The organism is Psychrobacillus sp. PGGUH221 (assembly GCF_042055255.1).
Classification (GTDB): Bacteria; Bacillota; Bacilli; order Bacillales_A; family Planococcaceae; genus Psychrobacillus.
Window position 1 is genome coordinate 423,448 of record NZ_JAQMHQ010000001.1, and the last position, 15,548, is coordinate 438,995.

Below are 15,548 nucleotides of genomic sequence, written 5' to 3' on the forward strand. Positions count from 1 at the left end.
AATCCCCTCCAAAACCTTAACAGGCTTGAACTGCCCCGTAAATGTTAGACATCAACTAACATTTAGGGGGTGTTTTTATGTCTAAATATACAGTAGAAGTTAAATTAGAAGCGGTGGAACGCTATTTAACTGGAAACCAAAGCTATAAAACTATTGCAGAAAGCATTGGCGCAGCTAAATCTCAAGTCATTACTTGGGTAAAACTATTTGAAGCACAAGGTGAACATGGTTTTCAGAAAGACGACTATACAAGTTACTCATCAGCGTTTAAACTAGACGTACTCAATTTTATGATCAAAACTGGTGCGTCACTTCGAGAAACCGCAAGCACATTTAATATTTCTTCCCCTAGTACCGTGTATAAGTGGGAACAGTTGCTTAAGACAAAAGGAATGGACGCGCTTGAACCAAAGAAAAAGGGGCGTCCATCCATGAAAAAAGAAACGAAGAAAATTATATCACCAACATTCACTCCAGCAGAAGACTCAGTCGAAGCTCTACAAGCGAAAGTCGAGCGTTTAGAAATGGAAAATGCTTATTTAAAAAAGTTAAACGCTTTAGTTCAGACGCAGGAAAAATTACAAACAAAATCAAAGCGCAAGTAATTTTTGAACTAAAGGGACAATATGAGGTCGTGGATTTAGTTGAGGTCGCTGACATTCCACGCAGTACTTATTACTACTGGGAAAAACGATTGGATCAAGTCGATAAATATGAAGCGGGAAAAGAAGCCATTAAGATCATTTATCACGAACATAAGGGTCGTTATGGTTACCGTCGCATCGCGAAAGAATTGCAGAAATACGGTTTTACTCATGACCCGAAGACCATCAACCGCTTGATGAATGAAATTGGTTTAAAATGTGAGGTCCGTATGAAGAAGTATCGCTCTTATAAAGGAAACGTTGGGAAAATCGCTCCTAATGTACTACAACGTGATTTTAAGGCAGAGAAAATGAATCAAAAATGGGTAACAGACGTGACTGAATTCCATCTATTTGGAGAAAAACGTTATCTGTCACCTGTTCTTGATTTGTGTAATGGGGAAATTATCGCATATAAAGTCATGAATCGACCGGTCTACCAACTTGTAGGAGATATGTTAGACGAAGCTGTTCAGCGCCTCCAGCCAGGAGACGAAGTCATCCTTCATTCCGATCAAGGCTGGCATTATCAAATGAAAAAATATCAACAGACATTACAAGCACATCAAATTACACAGAGTATGTCTCGTAAAGGGAACTGTTTAGATAACGCAGTCATTGAAAATTTCTTTGGCCTATTAAAGTCTGAACTGCTTTATTTACAAGAGTTTGAGAGCATGGCGCATTTTGAAAAGGAATTAGAAGAATATATGGATTATTATAATCACAAGCGAATGAAGGCAAAATTAAAAGATCTGAGCCCGGTAGAATACCGAACACAGATCTTAGAAGCTGCCTAAATTATTTGTCTAACTTTATTGGGTCAGTTCAGCTGGAGGGGATTTTTGTTTCAGAATTGTTACTGGTGCCAGGCACTCGTAACAATTTTGTCATTCTTCAGACAAATATTAACCAAAGAATCATTGTTACTATTATTGTGGTGATTCCTTGCAGTAAGGTAGCCATTGTTTGTGCTTTGTATGCATCCGTTACTTTCATTCCACTAAATTGTGTTACTACCCAGAAATAACTGTCGTTTACATGGCTTACCGTCATTGCACCAGCTCCAATTGCCATTACCACTAGCGCTAGTGGAAGTGCTCCTTCAATTCCTAGTGTAGGAAGCATTGGCGCTATTAAGGATGATGTAATAACAAGCGCAGCGGTTGATGAGCCTTGAGCTGTTTTTAGTGCCGCTGCAATAAGGAATGGAACTAATAAGAATAATGCACCATTTGCCAGAGCCCCTAGATCCATTTGTTGTAATTGATCAGCAACACCAGAATTTTTAATTACTGTTCCGAACGATCCACCTGCACCAGTGATTAATAAAATAGGTGCCGCTTCTTTAAGACTTTCTCCAATCCATCCAGATAAAGTTGTTTCACTGATTTCAGGTAGTAATAAAAATGATGCCAATACTCCGAATAATAATGCTACTGTTGGTGCTCCTAAAAACTGGAGAAAATGTGTGAATCCTGAGTCACTGCCGGTTAGTGCAGCTACTGATCCGAATCCTATTAATATAATAGGTAACACGATAGGTAGAAACGATTTAAATGTAGAAGGCATTTTGCCAAAGGATTTAATTACTTCTTCATAATCCAGCGCTTCTTCATGATCCGCTTCTACTTCAATTTTAGATCCTACTTTTATTGCCCAAAAATAACCTACAATTACTGCTGGTATAGCTACTAATAAACCAACTAAAATGATAGTTCCTAAATAATCAGAAGCTCCAATGTTTCCTGCAGCTGCTATCGGTCCAGGAGTTGGTGGAACTAGTGTATGAGTCGCAAATAAACCTGTTGAAAGTGCGATCGCCATCGATGCAACCTTTACTTTTGCACGTTTTGCCAAAGACTTTTTTAAGCTAGAGAGAATAATAAAACCAGAATCACAAAATACCGGAATAGAAACGATATAACCGATAATTGACATTGCTAGCTGTGGACGCTTCTCCCCTAAAATACGAAGCACCACTTCTGCCATACGATAAGCTGCACCTGATTTCTCTAAAATAACCCCAATGATTGTCCCTGCAACAATTACAATACCAATGCTCGTCATCAATCCGCCGAATCCGGTATTTACATTTTCGACTACAGTCAGTAGCGGCATTCCAGAAGCGATTCCTACGAAAAACGCACTCATCAATAAAGCTAAAAATGGATGAAGCTTGAAAACCGCAGTTGCTACTACAACCAATACAACACCAAGTAAAATCACTAAAAATAACATTCTTACACCCCTTTTTTATTTTTCTAAAATGGATTGCATCATTTCTTTAGTTCTCAATCGTAAATAGTGAGCAGCATTACAAATGGATTCTTCTTGTGAAATAGTGCCATCTGCTACACTTGAGAGTTTATAAAAATAAGAACTTAATGCCGAAATGCTTGCTTGTTCAATAAAACCAGAAAGCAAGATTACTGGAATACCCTTTGTCTTAGCGGCATTCGCGATTCCAATTGGTGCCTTGCCTGAAAGCGTTTGAAGATCAGATTTCCCCTCCCCAGTAATGATAAAATCTGCTTCAACAATTTGTTGATAAAAATCAATTGCTTCCATGACTACTTCAATACCTGGTTTTAATTCAATTGGGAAAAATGCTATAAAAGCACCTCCCAATCCTCCAGCTGCACCAGCTCCCTGCTGCTTATGTAGAGAAATTCCCGTTAAATCTTCAATTCTATTTGCTAGATTTAATAAATTCTGATCAAGCTTTTCCACTAAATTAGGTGTAACACCTTTTTGAGGACCGAAAATAGCAGTCGCACCATTAGGTCCAACTAGTGGATTATCTACGTCGCAAGCAAGTATAAAATGCGAATTCTGAATGCGCTTATCAAAATTAGTAGCATCTATTTCAACTAAATCTCTTAGTCCGTCAGCTCCTGGCTTGATTTCTGATCCATCTTTATTCAGAAATCTCATTCCTAGCGCTTGTAGCATACCAGTTCCACCATCGTTTGTTGCACTTCCACCTAAACCCACAACAAATTTTCGAAATCCATTATCTAGTGCATGTAATATTAATTCACCAGTGCCGAATGTGGAAGCAATGAGAGGATTTTTTTCATGTTCCTTTAAAAGCGTTAAGCCCGAAGCTCTAGCCATTTCAATAACACAGGTTTCTCCATCTCCTAGAACGCCGTATTCCACTTGAACAAGACGACCTATTGGATCATGTACTTCCACATGAACGGTTTTTCCGTTTGTTGCTATAATTAGCGGCTCTAATGTACCTTCTCCACCATCTGCAACAGGTAGTAATACAGTTTCAATAGTTGGATCAATTTCTTTAATTCCTTCCGCTATTTCAAAAGCAGCTTGCGTTGCTGTTAAGGAACCTTTGAAAGAATCAGGACTCACGATTACTTTCACGTAAACACCTCCTTTTATTTAAGCGCTTACATAAAATTATAGTGTTCAATTTCTAGTTTTACATTATACTTGAAGTATAAATTTACTGTACTATAACAATTAAAAATTTATACATCACGGAGGTTCTATGATTACTAAACAGCTTGCAAATCAAATAGTTGAGCAAACGATGCTTCGACTACATAGAAATATTAATGTCATGCAAACAAATGGAATCATCCTTGCTTCAGGGGATGAATTACGTGTAGATAGTATTCATGAGGGAGCTGTAATAGTTGCTGAAACGAAGAAGGTACTGTGGATAACGGAAGAGAACAAACACTTATTTCCAAAAACAAAGCCAGGAATTAATTTGCCTATATTTTTTCAGAATGAACTAGTTGGGGTTATAGGGATTACTGGAGATCCTAGTGAAATCGACGAGATTGCAACCCTCGTCCAGCTTACGACGGAAATGATGGTCCATCAAGCACTTATCGTTTCCGAAAGAGAATATAAGCGAAAAATGCAAGAAATGGTATTTGAAGAGCTGATGAGTGGTCAGCCTCTTCAAAAAGTAATTTATGAAAGAATTAACAAAATAGGATTTGTTAATAGTGCCCCTTTTTATGCAATGATGTTAGAAATTAATCCCGAGTCTAAATCCTATCAATCGATCCTCCAAGGAATTGAGTACTACTTTCAAAACGACTCAATCCTTGTAGGCCATTATCAATTAAATGAACATTTTATTCTTATATCTGGTCTTGAAGAAAATTTATTTAAAAAGAAAATATCCGCACTTTCCTCTAAGCTGAAAAAGTATGATGTATTACCAATTGGAGTAGGACAAGTTGCACGCTCTATAGAAGAAGTTCATATTGCATATCAAACAGCCAAAACTGCTCTAAAGCACGGACTTCCGGATAAAAACATCGTCTATTTTGAGGATGTTGAATTATTTTCCTTACTAAAAAAACATGATAGCCGTGAAGCAAAGCAATTTACAACTCGTATATTAAGTGGTTTAAACGAAAAGTTACTCCTAACATTGCAAGAATACCTTAATTGCAATCAACAGCTGACTGTCTGCGCGGATACTCTGGTCATTCATCGTCATACTTTGGCATATCGACTCAAAAAAATTGGCGAACTAACTGGTTACAATCCAACCGTTTTTCAAGACGCCATCATCCTACAAATTGCTTTGTGGTGCCTTGATCCAAATATAAAAAAATAATCAAAAAACCGTTTCAGCATAATTTGCCGAAACGGTACTATTTATATCATTATTTTTTCGCTACTGAAACGTTTGCAACTTTTTTAGCGCCAACGTATTTTTTACCCCAATAATATGGATCATTAATTTTGTCGATTCTAACACCTTTAGAAGAAGAAGCGTGAATAAATTTTCCACTACCTATGTATATCCCTGCATGAGAGACACCTTTTCCAGTTGTGTTAAAGAAAACTAAATCTCCTACTGCTAAATTGGCTTTTTTCACTGCTTTACCTGTACTATACATACCAGCTGCTGTTCTAGGTAACTTAACACCTTGTTGTTTGTACACATAACCAATGAAACCAGAGCAATCAAATCCTGCCTTCGTTGTTCCACCATAACGATATTTAATTCCTATTAGACTTTTCGCACTTGATACGATTTGTGTCGATGCTACAGAGCTTGCTGCTTCTGTATTTCCTGCAAATGTTCCCGCGGCTAAAACTACAGTTAAACTAAAGATAGTGATGATTTTTTTAAACAAAGAAGTCAAAATTTATGTTCCTCCAGAAGATGTATACTCGAAAAAAATTCTAACTAAAACTTTCTGAAAATTTCTCTATACCCATATTATCACGAACTAAACATTTGTGAGTTTACAGTTGTGTAACAAATCTATTACATAGATTTGTTTGAGATTCCTAAATTATATTACTTCTATATTAATTACCATTGTATATAAAGTTTTACGATAAGCTAATTTATTTCACAATTCGTCGAAATATCCCAACTAAATAATGCAAAAAATTCGCTTTTCTCGACAATCCCCCTGTTTTGAACTATCCCCTAGCTTAATTCGAGTTTTATTTCAGGTGCCAGGCACCAGTAATAATTTTGTAACAATTCATTTATTCGTTTTTTTAATAGAATAGTCACATAATCGTTTGAAATCGGTTGAATGACATGTATCTTTTATACCTGTTTATATGGTATAAATAGTTTATATAGGTTGATAGGAATTACCTAGGAACAGGGGAGAATTTAATATTGAAATCGAAGAATACTTTAACAGTACAATTGGGCTCGATTATTGTCGGCATAATTATTGCCGTACTAATAATTACGTCTATCGCTACTTATATTACCGCATACGATAAGTTGTATGAAGCTGCTGGTGTTGAGGCTTATGGTTGTGCCAATATTACAACAGGTTTAATTGATAGCAAAAATGTTGCACTAATGCTAAATGGGGATACTTCAACAATGGATGCTGTCGGGAAACAGTTAAACTGGACTACCGCACACAAAGATATATTCGAATCACAATATATTATTGATTTAGAAGGTAATCTATTAGCTCTCGATGATAACTTAAAAGAAGATGGATTTAAAGTTGGGGATAAGTTTTATATAGACCAAGAGGCAGTAAATAATCTGCTTGAAATGGGTCATCCAACTTATTCTGAAATCTATGACTTTGGAGGAATGAAACGTCTATCCGGGTATGCTCCGATTTATGAAAACCATGATCCGTCTGGCAAGATTGTAGCAATAAGTGTCATTGATTTTGATGGTTCGATTGTAGGTGAGCGCACATGGGATGTTGTGAGCAAAGGAATCTTAATTAGTTTGATCCCAATGATCTTAGCTTCATTATTTACTTTATTTTTGATTAGAAGGAAAACAAAACCACTATCTGCATTAATCGTGCATGCTGGGGAAATTGCAAAAGGAAACCTTTCTGTGAAAGATACAAGCTTTCATAGTAAAGACGAAGTTGGTTATTTAAGTCATACGCTCAATACACTTGCTGGAAATCTTCGGAATATGTTAGGAACAATTCAAGTGACTTCTCTAAACTTAACTAAAAATGCCGAAGACACATCTGCTTCTCTGAATGAAATGAAGGATGCTGCACACCAAATAACTATCAATATGAGCGAAACAGCAGCTTCTGTATCAGATGGAACGATTACGGCAGAGCAATCTTCAAGTATCTTGCAAAAATTAGCGGAAGGATTACAAGATTCAAAAGAAAATGCCGATGCAAGCGTAATGAATTCAAAAACAACGATGAATACGGCCAAAGAAGGCTTAACTCGAGCAAGTGAAATCAGTTATGACATGGATAAAATCAAAACTGCTTCAATTGAAACTGGTGAAACCATTCAACGTTTAAATGAAGCAACAACAAGAATACAACAAATTACCGGTTCTATCGCAGCTATTGCAGCCCAAACAAATTTACTTGCCCTTAATGCTTCAATTGAAGCTGCTCGAGCTGGTGAACAAGGTAAAGGATTCGCAGTTGTTGCAGAGGAAGTGCGAAAACTAGCAGAACAATCGAATGAAGAAGTTAATCAAGTTGAAAAAATTGTAAAAGATATTACAGAAAGTATTCAACAAGTAGTTGCTTCCACGGAAGAAAGCACGAGATTGATTGAAACTGGATCTAATACAGTTAAAGAAACTTCCCAATCATTAAGTGATATTTCGTCAGCAGTCGCTAAAACAGTTGATGAAATTTCTATGATATCCTCAATGACAACAAACGAGGCAGAAAACTCTAAACGTGTTGTCGAATTGATTAATCAATTAACAGAGTCTATTCGAGAAATAGAAGAGGTTACTACTTCGATTTCTGCTGCAACAGAGCAAACTTCCGCATCTATTGATGAAGTTGCAAACCGATCCATGGAGACAAGCCATATGGCACAGGAGCTACAAAAAATAGTCGGTCAGTTTAAATTATAACCAGATTTGGAAGCCGTTCTTTTAACTAGAGCGGCTTCTTTTTTTTATGACAAAGGTGTTACTGGTGCCAGGCACCGAAACAATCATGAATAACATGATTGTTTAAACAAACACGATTGTTCGAACAATGAAGTAAATTTCAATTTAGAGTTTAGGTACCTGGAAAATAAAAACCGCTCCAGGTCTATTACCTGGAACGGTACAATTAATTAGTGGACACCATGCGCTACCATAGCATCTGCTACTTTCAAGAATCCTGCAATATTGGCTCCAACAACTAGGTTACCGGGATAGCCAAAATCGTTAGCAGCATTATGACAGCTTTCGTAAATATTTCTCATTACCACTTTTAACTTTTCATCGACTTCTTCAACTGTCCAAGACAATCGCATGCTATTTTGGGACATTTCCATTGCAGAAACCGCCACACCACCAGCATTTGCTGCTTTTGCTGGTCCAAATAAAACACCTTTTGCCAGGAATGCTAGAACTGCTCCTTCAGTACAAGGCATATTCGCACCTTCTCCAACAGCAACTACACCATTTCCGATGAGAATGTCAGCGTCTTTTTCTTCCATTTCATTTTGCGTGGCACAAGGCAATGCAATATCACAAGGAACTTTCCAAATTTCAGTACAACCTTCAACATAAGTTGCTTTCTTATGAAATTTTATATATTCTTGAATTCTTTTATTATCAAATTCTTTTAACTGCTTTACTGTTTCAACATCAATGCCGTTCGGATCATAGATATAACCATTGGAATCACTACATGCTACTACTTTCGAACCGAGCTCAATTGCTTTTTCCATTGCATATGTAGCAACGTTACCAGAACCCGAAACGATGACGGTCTTCCCATTAAAACTATCGCCTTTTTCTTTCAACATTTCTTCTACAAAATAAACACAGCCGTATCCTGTTGCCTCTTTTCTACCTAGACTACCACCATGATTCGGATCTTTGCCAGTGAAAACTCCAGCCTCGTAACCACCTTTTAACCGATTATATTGACCGAACATATAGCCAATTTCTCTTTTTCCAACACCGATATCCCCTGCTGGAACATCCATGTCAGCCCCAATATATTTACTTAGTTCTGTTATAAAGCTTTGAGTAAACCGCATAATCTCACGGTTGGATTTTCCCTTTGGATCAAAGTCGGAACCACCTTTACCTCCACCAATCGGTTGACCAGTCAATGCATTTTTAAATGTCTGCTCAAAAGCAAGAAACTTCATGATGCTACTATTAACAGTCGGATGAAAACGAATCCCACCTTTATATGGCCCAAGACTATTGTTAAACTGGACACGAAAACCTCTGTTAACTTGAACCTTTCCCGTATCATCTTCCCAGGCAACACGGAAAGAAATAACTCTGTCTGGCTCTGTTATACGTTCTAAAATACCATTATTTATAAACTCAGGGTGCTTTGAAAATACTGGACGAAGAGAATCGAAAATTTCTCTTGTTGCCTGTAAAAATTCTTTTTCACCTGGGTTACGTTTCTTTACTAACTCGTATACTTCATGCACATAATCATTTGATTTACTTTTTAATTCATCCCTTACCTCTCTTACAATTTCCATCACTCATCTTCTCCTATCATCCATTAGCATATGCTTATTATCTCGAAAGCTCATAATATTTTCAATATAATTATAAACGATTTCACATAAATATACATTTTCTTTGCCTCTCCTATCACTAGTATATTCACATTTTTAGTCTCCGATTTGTTACAAAAGTGTTACTGGTGCCAGGCACCAGTAACACCTCCTTAACATTCCAACCTCCAATTTCTCTGCACTCTCGATCTACGCATATTATCCACGACATTTAAAACAAAAAAAATGACTCCATTTTAGAAAAACGGAGTCATTTTCAATATTAGTATAGACTTTTAATAAGTGTTTCTAACATAACAGGCATTTCGACGAATGCGCTGTCTACGTGTAGACGCTCTGTCTTTTGATGTGCATCTTTCCCAAAAGGTCCTAAATTTAAAACAGGTCCATTTAGCTTAGCCATGTCTTCGAATGGGATGCTGTAAGTGTCACCCCAAACAGGTGTATTACTTTCAAAGGCAGTCCATCCATTTCCATCATCTTCATAATTCACATAGCTTAAATCACAAATACCATTGAAATAGTGAATTTGTTCAATTTTATTGTTAAATGATAGTGCCGAGTTTTTCATTAGCTCTACTGCATCTTTTACTAACTGATTGTTAGATGTATTGACTGCTGGATAGTATGGCGGTGTGAATAGGATGACCGTTGCAGGAGCAAGCTCTTGACATTGGATCATCAGGTTGTCGACGATACGTAGTGATTTTTCACGATCGTCCCACTCCTCATGCTGAAGTGCATCCTCTTTTAAACGATTTACTTCTTCTGCACCTAGTTTTTTATTTGCATACGTAAGAAGTTCTTCATAGCGAAGTACCTTTGCTTTCCCTACTCCACTTACTTGTTCACGTTCACAAATTACCTTATAGTCTGTGTTCAATGCCTCCATTGCTTCATTTGCCACTTGTTCGAATAAATCCATAACTTCTGAAGCAGTACGCTTTAACAAAAACACATTATACAATGCTACTGCACGATAAGGCGTTTGTGTCGAATAAGACAGTTTTAAATCTTTTTGTTGCAATGAAACAGGAAGAGGTGTACTTTCTCCGAGATCCGTCTCACGGAACAAAGAATTATACTCCATACGCTGCGTCAAATACGAAGCGATGTAGTTTGCTGTCATTCCTTTCATCGGCTCCCCAACATGCGTCTCTTTTCCGTAAAATAAAGCAGCAGGCATAATTTTTCCAATTGTTCCAGAGTAAATATATTCCTCAATATCAGTTGGCTTTTGAGAAAAACATGGCTCACTATTTAGAAATAGTTTATAAGACAAATCAAATTCTTCTCGAATTGCCACTAACTGTGGAACTACTGCTCGCATTCCTGCAGAGTTTACTTCCTCATCTGGAACCGTAGTTAAAACAAGATTTATTGGCCATTGTTCCACACTTGCTTTTTCAATAAGCTGCATATGAAGAGCTAATCCCATTTTCATATCCATCGTGCCTCGACCAAACAAATACTTTCCTGTCTCCAAATCGATACGAGCAGATTCTGGTAAATCAGCTGGATTTTCCATTAGCTTTTTCGTTAATTCCTCTGGAAAATACGCAAGCGATTCTAAAGCACCATACTCTTCCGTTTGAACCGTGTCGAAGTGACTAATAAGTACTACTGTCTCCGTTGCCTCAGGGTGTTTATATAAAGCAGTAACAGCAAATCTGCCTAAACCGGAGTCGTGCAACTGTAGGTGACTCGGACGCTCTTTAAAATAATCTAATTCTCTCAACTTATCTATCACTTTCGGAGCAAACTTTGTTTCACCTTCCGTCAGCGTTATACTATCCCAGCTTACGAGTTCACATAACAAAGCTCGTAGTGTTTCTGTTGTTTGCCACAATAATTGGTTCATTTCAAATTTCTCCCCCACAAAGTTCTTATGCAAGACACTGATTTATTTACAATACAATGTCATTTTCTTCTTATGCTGACTTTTTATCCTTCTTTTCTAGTCTCAATTTATAGAATACCATACAAGCTATAAAGAAGCCTACACCATAATAAAGTCCTACTCGTTGTGTTGGATCAAATGCCAAAAACGCGAGAATCATTAAACAAAATGCAATACAGAAAATCGGGACAAAAGGATAGAAAGGTACTTTAAAACTCAAGTTCTCTAAAACTCCACCATCTCTCAAATATTTATGTCGGAACATCAATTGAGAGGTCGCAATTCCCATCCAAGAAATAGTAACAGATATCCCTGCTATAGACATTAATAGTACAAACACTGTATCCGCTTCCATAACACTTGTTAATAATGATAATAACGAGAACAATATCGTGAATAAAAGTGCATTAAATGGCACTTTACGTTTTGATAGACGTCCAAATATTTTAGGGGCCATACCTTCATTTGCCATTGACCATAACAGACGTGTAGAAGCATATAAACAAGAATTTCCTACTGATAGAATTGCAGTTAAAATGACAAAGTTCATTATGTCGCCTGCAAATGGAATTCCAGCAATATTCATTAATGTTACGAATGGACTTTCAAGTAGTCCCAATTCTGATGCCGGGAAAATAGCAGACAATACGATAATAGAAGCTATATAAAACACGACAATACGGACAAGGATAGTTCGAATCGCCTTTGGAATATTTTTTTCCGGGTTTTCTGTTTCACCAGCAGCAATTCCAACTAACTCAGACCCTTGGTAAGAGAATATTACATTCATCATCGTTACGAATACGATTGCAATTCCTGCTGGGAATAATCCTGAAGGTGCCAAATTTGTAAACATTGGTGTCGCTCTATCTTCAAGTGGAATTATTCCAAAAATTGCTCCCAACCCAATGATTATAAACAAAATCACTGCAACTACTTTAATACCAGCAAACCAAAACTCTGCTTCGGCAAACGCTTTTGTTGTTAAGGCATTGAGTGCAAATAATAAAACCACAAAAATTGCACACCATATCCATACTGGAACATCAGGGAACCAGTGTTTCATGAGAATCCCTGCTGCGGTAAACTCCACTCCCGCTGTTGCAGCAGAACCTACAAAATACATCCAACCGAGAGAAAACCCCGCAGAAGGACTAATAAAACGAGTTGCATAGGTTTGGAAAGAACCTGTTACTGGCATATAAACGGCAAGTTCACCTAAACAAGTCATTACCATATACAATATTAAACCGCCAAATAAGTAACCAACAATGGCTCCCCCAGGACCTGCTTGATTAATCGTATAACCTGCATTTAAAAATAGACCAGTTCCAATTACTCCCCCAAGTGAAAGCATAAACAAATGGCGGCTCTTCATAGAACGGTTTAATTGATTATGTTGTGATGGATCTCCAATATTTGACACAGTCATCTCCCCACTTCCCCTTATCTATCTATTTAAAATCTTAAAGATAAACAACTAAGCCCACCATCTTGCTTACGAACCTCTGACATATCTAATTCAATTGTTTCGAAACCTGCTTCATTAACTCTACGTTTTGTCTCTTCATATCCCTTTGGAATAATGACATAATCATTTACACGAATACAGTTTGCAGAGTATTCATCTTCTGAGCTAATAACGATTTTTTCATATGAATCAAACGCAGGATGGTCAACAAATTCTCCTGCAACAACCATTTTGTTATTTCCTAAGTAAGCAATCCCTGTTTTCAAGTGGAAGAATTTTTTAAGAGGTATAATTGTTGCTTCAAAACCCTCTCCTTCAAGAATCTCTTTTAATTGTCGAGCCCCTTCTTCATTTGTACGTTCGGAGATTCCGATAAAGAAGCTATTATCTGCTTGAAGAATATCCCCACCATCAAGCGTCCCAGGTGCTTTGATATAATAAAACTTCTCATAAAAATCTTTTAAAACGCTTTCAATTTCAACAATCTCTCCATTCCGAGATTCTGCACCAGGATTTGTAATAACAGCAAAATTAGATGTAAGTACTGCTGCATCTTCTACGAAAGTAGAATCAGGAAATTCTTCACTTGGTGAAAGAAGTGTTACTTCCACTCCGCACTTTTTCAACGTTTCTACATAAGCCTCGTGTTGTACTAATAATTTATCGTAATCTGGTGTTCCTAAATCAGATGTAGTTAATCCCCCTACATAGCTCTTTCCAGGTGTTTTTGCAATTACATTTTTAAAAATACTCATTTTTAATTTCCTCCTTTTAATTTCTGATAACAGGACTAGTTAGACATGTTGGACCACCAGTTCCTAAAACACTAATTTCTTGTCCTTTGTATTCATATACAGTTGCGCCAGCATCTAATAGCTGTTTCTTTGTTGATTGATTACCTTCCACAAGGACACACACGCGAGGTGCAAGTGCCAATACGTTACAACCAAGATTGTCGTATTCCTCTTTTGGTACCTCAATTAATTGAATTCCTCGCTCGATCAATAATTGTCTGAAAAATACGGGCATTAGCGGCGAATATACAACTGCCAAGTCTTTATCGACCATGCTAATAAATGACATAAGATGCAGACACTCTTCAACCCCTAAATCGTGAGGAAGTTGTACAATGATAAACTCATCCACATATGGAGCCGTTATTTCTTTTAATTGGCGTATGGCTTCATCATTTGTACGATAGCCACGTCCAACTACTAGTGTTTTATCATCTAACCAAACGATGTCACCACCATCACATACAGCTTCACCTGTTAACTCTCCAATAATAGGAATCTCTTTATCTGTCAGAAACTCTTTATAAACAGTAGCTTCTGGTTGTCTTAGTTTCTTTCCTGATTTCAATATAATAGCTCCAGCAGGTGTGAATTTTACTGGATCATGTGCATAAATAGAATCGAGACCAACTTTCTCAGATGCTGGTAGATAATCTATTTGCGCTACATGCTTATCTAAAATTTCAATAAAACCTTTATACTCACGTACCGCTTCTTCAAAATCAGGTTCCTGTAAGTAATTGAAGACTTTCCATTGGTTAGCCAAATGCTCTTGACTTATAAAAGCTTCATTCGGATGTTTTACAATTACACGTTCTAATGATTTATACATAGATGAATTATATTGCACAGCTTTTCCTCCTTTTCCGTTGAACGGAAAACTTTTCCGCGTAACGGAAAGTTTTATATTTCAAATATAATTGCTCTATGTTACAATGTCAATATATTTTGAAAACTATTAATCATTAAAATTAGGCGGTGCTTTATTATGCAATCCATTATTCGAGCAATGACCGTAGCACAGGTTTTAGCAACACATACAACAGAAAAAGGCATGACCATTTCAGAACTCTCCAAAGAATGTGAGCTTCCTCTTAGTACTATGCACAGACTACTACAAGCTATGATAAAACAAGGTTTAATTGAACAGGACGAACAATCCAAAATGTACCGACTTGGTATTGTTTGGCTAGAATACGGACTCAAAGTATATGACTCCTTCGATTACGTAAGCAAAATTAGACCAGAGATAGAATGGTTGTCCAAAGAAGTAGAGGAAAGTGTCTACCTTAGTAAGCCACTTGGGACGGAAGCAATGATTGTAGAGAGAATTGATAGCGAAAACAATCCAATCCGTATTTATGATCAATTGGGATTACGAATACCAATGAACATCGGCGCCGCAAATAAATCGATGCTTGCTGCAATGCCTGCAGCCCAAACCGAAAGTATCTTGTCTCAGCTCCTACCAACAGACAAAGTTAACGAAATGCTTATAACACTGGAGCAAATAAAAAAACAAGGCTATGCGACAAGCCATTCAGAAAGAACAGAAGGCACTTCCTCCATCGCCGTATCCATAAAAGACAGCTTTGGACAAGTCATTGGAGCTATTAGCATTGGAGTAGTCAGCTTCAACCTGACCGAAGAAAGACTCGAACTTTTAATAAACAAAGCAATGGAAGCTGGCAAAAGAATCTCCCATCGACTATTTTCCAGCCATTAATAAAAATCCCAAAAGTCATCTCATAGACTTTTGGGATTTC

At 37.1% G+C, this 15,548-nt stretch carries 12 protein-coding genes; 4 read left to right on the forward strand and 8 right to left on the reverse strand.

The genetic code is table 11. The features are described from left to right. Nucleotides 1-77: 77 nt before the first annotated feature. A protein-coding gene (locus tag PGC35_RS01955; RefSeq protein WP_375217973.1) for an IS3 family transposase occupies nt 78-1,444 on the forward strand; the annotation gives its coding sequence in 2 pieces (ribosomal slippage) (nt 78-576 and nt 576-1,444; 1,368 coding nt in all). A gap of 97 nt (nt 1,445-1,541) precedes the next feature. On the opposite strand, the gene PGC35_RS01960 is transcribed toward PGC35_RS01955, so the two are convergent. Then, nucleotides 1,542-2,885: a GntP family permease gene (locus PGC35_RS01960; protein WP_375217974.1), complete on the reverse strand. Its 1,344-nt coding sequence runs from the start codon at nt 2,883-2,885 to the stop codon at nt 1,542-1,544. A gap of 15 nt (nt 2,886-2,900) precedes the next feature. Further along, nucleotides 2,901-4,031, reverse strand: a complete 1,131-nt coding sequence (locus PGC35_RS01965) for a glycerate kinase (protein ID WP_375217975.1) — start codon at nt 4,029-4,031, stop codon at nt 2,901-2,903. 127 nt (nt 4,032-4,158) lie between these two features. On the opposite strand from PGC35_RS01965, the gene PGC35_RS01970 reads away from it, so the two are divergent. Beyond that, nucleotides 4,159-5,250 carry a CdaR family transcriptional regulator gene (locus PGC35_RS01970; protein WP_375217976.1) on the forward strand — a complete coding sequence of 364 codons (1,092 nt, stop codon included), beginning with the start codon at nt 4,159-4,161 and terminating at the stop codon, nt 5,248-5,250. A 49-nt stretch (nt 5,251-5,299) separates the two neighbouring features. On the opposite strand, the gene PGC35_RS01975 is transcribed toward PGC35_RS01970, so the two are convergent. Continuing rightward, the gene (locus PGC35_RS01975) at nt 5,300-5,785 is read right to left on the reverse strand and encodes a C40 family peptidase (protein ID WP_053590376.1); all 486 of its coding nucleotides are present in this window, start codon (nt 5,783-5,785) and stop codon (nt 5,300-5,302) included. Between the two features lie 494 nt (nt 5,786-6,279). Between PGC35_RS01975 and PGC35_RS01980 the strand changes: the two genes are divergently transcribed. Next, entirely contained in the window at nt 6,280-7,986 is a 1,707-nt protein-coding gene (locus tag PGC35_RS01980) for a methyl-accepting chemotaxis protein (RefSeq protein ID WP_375217977.1), read from the forward strand. Between the two features lie 209 nt (nt 7,987-8,195). On the opposite strand, the gene gdhA is transcribed toward PGC35_RS01980, so the two are convergent. The 5 genes from gdhA to PGC35_RS02005 form a co-directional block, all read right to left on the reverse strand. After that, nucleotides 8,196-9,578 carry an NADP-specific glutamate dehydrogenase gene (gene gdhA, locus PGC35_RS01985; protein ID WP_375217978.1) on the reverse strand — a complete coding sequence of 461 codons (1,383 nt, stop codon included), beginning with the start codon at nt 9,576-9,578 and terminating at the stop codon, nt 8,196-8,198. A gap of 301 nt (nt 9,579-9,879) precedes the next feature. Then, on the reverse strand, nt 9,880-11,478 hold the full coding sequence (locus PGC35_RS01990) for a M20/M25/M40 family metallo-hydrolase (RefSeq protein WP_375217979.1): 1,599 nt from the start codon (nt 11,476-11,478) through the stop codon (nt 9,880-9,882). A 70-nt stretch (nt 11,479-11,548) separates the two neighbouring features. Further along, entirely contained in the window at nt 11,549-12,895 is a 1,347-nt protein-coding gene (locus tag PGC35_RS01995; RefSeq protein WP_375218267.1) for an amino acid permease, read from the reverse strand. An 80-nt stretch (nt 12,896-12,975) separates the two neighbouring features. Continuing rightward, nucleotides 12,976-13,743: a dimethylarginine dimethylaminohydrolase family protein gene (locus PGC35_RS02000; RefSeq protein WP_375217980.1), complete on the reverse strand. Its 768-nt coding sequence runs from the start codon at nt 13,741-13,743 to the stop codon at nt 12,976-12,978. Nucleotides 13,744-13,759: 16 nt separating this feature from the next. Next, a complete protein-coding gene (locus PGC35_RS02005) occupies nt 13,760-14,614 on the reverse strand; it encodes a dimethylarginine dimethylaminohydrolase family protein (RefSeq protein WP_375218268.1) in 855 nt (284 codons plus the stop codon). A gap of 156 nt (nt 14,615-14,770) precedes the next feature. On the opposite strand from PGC35_RS02005, the gene PGC35_RS02010 reads away from it, so the two are divergent. Next, on the forward strand, nt 14,771-15,508 hold the full coding sequence (locus PGC35_RS02010) for an IclR family transcriptional regulator (RefSeq protein ID WP_375217981.1): 738 nt from the start codon (nt 14,771-14,773) through the stop codon (nt 15,506-15,508). Nucleotides 15,509-15,548: the final 40 nt, after the last annotated feature.

What these genes read in the sequence shown, in the direction of transcription:
- PGC35_RS01960 (WP_375217974.1), bottom strand. Translation starts at nt 2,885, where the DNA reads ATGTTATTTTTAGTGATTTTACTTGGTGTTGTATTGGTTGTAGTAGCA.
- PGC35_RS01970 (WP_375217976.1), top strand. Translation starts at nt 4,159, where the DNA reads ATGATTACTAAACAGCTTGCAAATCAAATAGTTGAGCAAACGATGCTT.
- gdhA (WP_375217978.1), bottom strand. Translation starts at nt 9,578, where the DNA reads ATGGAAATTGTAAGAGAGGTAAGGGATGAATTAAAAAGTAAATCAAAT.
- PGC35_RS01990 (WP_375217979.1), bottom strand. Translation starts at nt 11,478, where the DNA reads ATGAACCAATTATTGTGGCAAACAACAGAAACACTACGAGCTTTGTTA.
- PGC35_RS01995 (WP_375218267.1), bottom strand. Translation starts at nt 12,895, where the DNA reads ATGAAGAGCCGCCATTTGTTTATGCTTTCACTTGGGGGAGTAATTGGA.
- PGC35_RS02000 (WP_375217980.1), bottom strand. Translation starts at nt 13,743, where the DNA reads ATGAGTATTTTTAAAAATGTAATTGCAAAAACACCTGGAAAGAGCTAT.
- PGC35_RS02005 (WP_375218268.1), bottom strand. Translation starts at nt 14,614, where the DNA reads ATGTATAAATCATTAGAACGTGTAATTGTAAAACATCCGAATGAAGCT.
- PGC35_RS02010 (WP_375217981.1), top strand. Translation starts at nt 14,771, where the DNA reads ATGCAATCCATTATTCGAGCAATGACCGTAGCACAGGTTTTAGCAACA.